This window comes from Arthrobacter sp. P1_A5, from assembly GCF_056406825.1.
In genome coordinates this window covers 1-3,527 of record NZ_JBFTZL010000274.1, presented here as the reverse complement: position 1 = coordinate 3,527, position 3,527 = coordinate 1, and the positions used below count along the sequence as shown (strand labels likewise).

The 3,527-nt window shown below is 69.2% G+C and carries 4 protein-coding genes; 1 reads left to right on the top strand and 3 read right to left on the bottom strand.

The window, feature by feature from the left end; all coding sequences use genetic code 11:
* A partial coding sequence (locus AC1D1S_RS20170; protein ID WP_476995329.1) for an anthranilate synthase component I occupies positions 1–1,509 on the bottom strand: 1,509 nt, incomplete at its 3' end.
* A gap of 122 nt (positions 1,510–1,631) precedes the next feature.
* Positions 1,632–2,075: a phosphoribosyl-AMP cyclohydrolase gene (hisI, locus tag AC1D1S_RS20165; protein WP_476943875.1), complete on the bottom strand. Its 444-nt coding sequence runs from the start codon at positions 2,073–2,075 to the stop codon at positions 1,632–1,634.
* A 177-nt stretch (positions 2,076–2,252) separates the two neighbouring features.
* Here hisI and AC1D1S_RS20160 point away from each other — a divergent pair, with 177 nt between their 5' ends.
* On the top strand, positions 2,253–2,897 hold the full coding sequence (locus AC1D1S_RS20160; RefSeq protein WP_476995330.1) for a TIGR03085 family metal-binding protein: 645 nt from the start codon (positions 2,253–2,255) through the stop codon (positions 2,895–2,897).
* Positions 2,898–3,043: 146 nt separating this feature from the next.
* On the opposite strand, the gene hisF is transcribed toward AC1D1S_RS20160, so the two are convergent.
* On the bottom strand, positions 3,044–3,527 hold a 484-nt coding region (gene hisF / locus AC1D1S_RS20155), incomplete at its 5' end, for an imidazole glycerol phosphate synthase subunit HisF (RefSeq protein ID WP_476995328.1).

Below are 3,527 nucleotides of genomic sequence, written 5' to 3'. Positions count from 1 at the left end.
GGCGGTGTGCACGGCGCGCAGCGGGGCGGCGGCCTTGTTCACGGTTTCCTGGGCCTCGGTCGGGTTCACCGAATCTGCGACGATCCCGCCGCCGGCCTGGACGTACGCGCGTCCCTCCCGGAGCAGGGCCGACCGGATGGCGATCGCCATGTCCATGTCCCCGGCGAAGTCCAGATACCCCACCACGCCGCCATAGATGCCGCGCCGGTGCGGTTCAAGTTCGTCCAGCAGGCGCAGGGCCCGCGGCTTCGGGGCGCCGGAGAGGGTGCCGGCCGGGAACGTGGCCTTGAGCACGTCGTAGGCCTTGGCGGCCGGGGCGAGCTCGCCGACCACGGTGGACACCAGGTGCATGATGTGGCTGAAGCGCTCCACTTCCATGAATTGCGTGACGTCGACGGATCCTGCCACGCAGACCTTCGAGAGGTCGTTGCGGGACAGGTCGACCAGCATCAGGTGCTCGGCGCGTTCTTTCTCGTCCGCCAGCAGTTCCTCGGCCAGGGCCTTGTCCGCCTCGACCGTCTTGCCGCGCGGGCGTGAGCCGGCGATGGGGTGGGTGATGACTTCGTCCCCTGTCACTGTGACGAGGGCCTCCGGCGAGGAGCCGACGATCGTGTATTCGCGGCCCGCGGCGTCCTCGAAGCTGAAGAGGTACATGTAGGGGCTGGGGTTGGTGTTCCGCAGGACCCGGTAGACGTCGAGGGGGTCGGCGCCGCACTCCATTTCGAAGCGGCGGGAGATCACCACCTGGAAGACCTCACCGTCCACGATCGCTTCCTTGCCGCGGTCCAGGGCGGCCAGGTACTCGGTTTCGTCCCAACGCTCCTGCACACTGGACGCGAAATCCAGGGCAGCCGTCTCCAGCACGGAGACCGGCTGCTCCACGGGGCGGCTGATCTTTTCGAGCAGGGCTTTGACGCGGGCGACGGCGTCATGCCAGGCGTCGTCGACCCGTTCGGTGCTGTTGTCGAAGTTGATGGCGTTGGCGATCAGCAGGACGGTGCCGTCCATGTTGTCGTGGACCGCCATGTCGGTGACCAGGTTGAGGGCCATTTCCGGCAGTTGGAGATCGTCCTCCGGCGGGCTGGTCAGTTTCTCCCAGTGCCGGACGGTTTCCCAACCCAGGAACCCGACCAGTCCCGAGGTGAACGGCGGGAGGCCGTCGAAGCGCTCGGTGCGCAGCGCGGCGACGGTGTCGCGGATGGCGTCCACGGGGTTGCCGTCCAGGGGCACACCGACCGGGGGCTCGCCCAGCCAGTGCGCGCTGCCGTCCTTGGTGGTCAGGGTCGCCCGGGAGCGGGAGCCGATGAAGGAATAGCGCGACCAGGCGCCGCCGACCGCCGCAGATTCCATCAGAAACGTTCCGGGCTGCCCATGGGCGAGCTTGCGGTAGAGCCCGATTGGGGTTTCGGCGTCAGCCAGCACCTTGAGCCGGACGGGGATGACGCGGCTGTGGCCTGCGAGTTCGCGGAACTCTTCGAGGCCGGGGCTGATGATTCCAAGGTCCTGCATGGCTGTGCTTTCCGCCTGTTCTTTAGGTGGACCTGCGACCGGATCCGGTCATGGGATCCTGCCTGGGGTCCGGTTCGTGAAGCTGTGGAAGCGCCGGGGCGCTCTGCCGGTGTGCCGGGCGCCTAGCCTCCGTGGCCAACGACGGCGTCGAGCTCGCGGCCGTCGAAGCACGTGCGGGTCCCGGTGTGGCAGGCCGCGCCGACCTGGTCGACCCGCACCAGCAGCGCATCGCCGTCACAGTCCATGGCGAGCGACTTGACCCATTGCACGTGCCCGGAGGTGTCTCCCTTGCGCCAGTACTCCTGGCGGGAGCGCGAAAAGAAGGTCACGCGCCCGCTGGTCAGGGTGCGGTGCAGCGCCTCGTCGTCCATCCAGCCCAGCATCAGCACCTCGTGGGTGTCGAATTGCTGGACGATGGCGGCCACCAGGCCGGCGCTGTCGCGCTTGAGCGCGTCCGCCAGTCCGGCCGGGAGGGGGCTGCCGCTGACGGGACTGCGATCGACGGCGCTGCCGTTAATGGCGCTGCCGTTGATGGGACTGGGGGCGGAGGCGGGCTGCTCAGACATCAGATCAAGTCTAGTGCCTCCGGGCCGGTCGCCGGCCTGCGGACAGGTCCCGCCGCTTAACACTGGCGCGCCAATCGGCCCGGCGCCGCGGTCCGGCCCCGCATCATGCGGCCGGGCGCGGTTGCGGCGGCGATTCCTGTGCCCACGCACGGCCGTCTCGTGCTAGTTTCACAAGTGATGCATTTCGTCGAACCGTCCCGAGAAGTCCTGGCCGAAACCCTGCTGGCGGCCGGCCCTGATGCCGCCACGCTCTGCACAGGTTGGCTCACCCGCGATCTTGCCGCGCACCTGTACCTGCGCGAGCGGAAAATCGCCGTCGGACTGGGCCTGCTGATCAAGCGCCTGTCCAAGGCCTCGGACCAGGCGACGGCCGAACTGGCGGACACCTTGAAGACCACCGAGGACTACGCCAAGCTGGTCAACGACTTCCGGGCCGGTCCCCCGGCGCTGTCCCCGCTGCGGATCAAGGCGCTGGACGAAAGCTCCAACCTGATCGAGTACTTTGTGCACACCGAGGACGTCCGCCGCGCCGTGGACCGCTGGGCCCCGCGCGCCCTGGACCAGGMCTAYTCGGACGCSCTGTGGGATGAGCTCGTCAAGCGGGCMGCSATCCTGTACCGCGGCGTGGATCTGGGCATCGTGCTGGTGAGCCCCTCGGGTCCGCGGCATGTCGCCAAACGCGCCCCCGTGTCCGTGGCCATCGTCGGCGAACCGGGCGAGCTGCTCATGCACGCCCACGGCCGCACCCGCCACGCCCTCGTGACCTTTGAAGGCCAGCCGGACGCTGTCGCGCTCCTGCAGTCCGCCGAAGTCGGCCTCTAATCCCCACCCGCGCCCTAACCTCGCAAGCTCGGCCAGGGAACCCGGCGGGCGTGGGCCCRGGCACAACCAACGATTCTTAGCGGACCTCAAATGCCCATCCGCGCACTAGCCTCGCAAGCTCGGCCAGGGAACCCGGCGGGTGGGGACTAGCGGACTTCGAAGCCTGCGTCGCGGATCGCGGCCTTGACCTGCGCGATCATGTCCAGCGGGCCGAAGTGGAAGACCGAGGCCGCCAGGACGGCGTCGGCGCCCGCTGCCACGGCCGGCGGGAAGTGCTCCGGCTTGCCGGCGCCGCCGGAGGCGATGAGCGGGACCTTGACCCCCGCCCGCGCGAGGCGGATCAGTTCCAGATCGAAGCCGTCCTTGGTGCCGTCGGCGTCGATCGAGTTCAACAGGATTTCACCCACCCCGCGGTCGGCCGCTTCCCGCGCCCAGGCGATCGCGTCGATGCCGGTCCCCTGCCGTCCGCCGTGCGTGGTGACCTCGAAGCCGGACGGGGTGGGTTGCGAGCCCGGACGGGTCCGGCGGGCGTCGAGGGAGAGCACCAGGACCTGGGAGCCGAAGTGCCTGGTGATCTCGTCGATCACGTCCGGCCGGGCCACGGCTGCGGTGTTGATGGCGGCCTTGTCC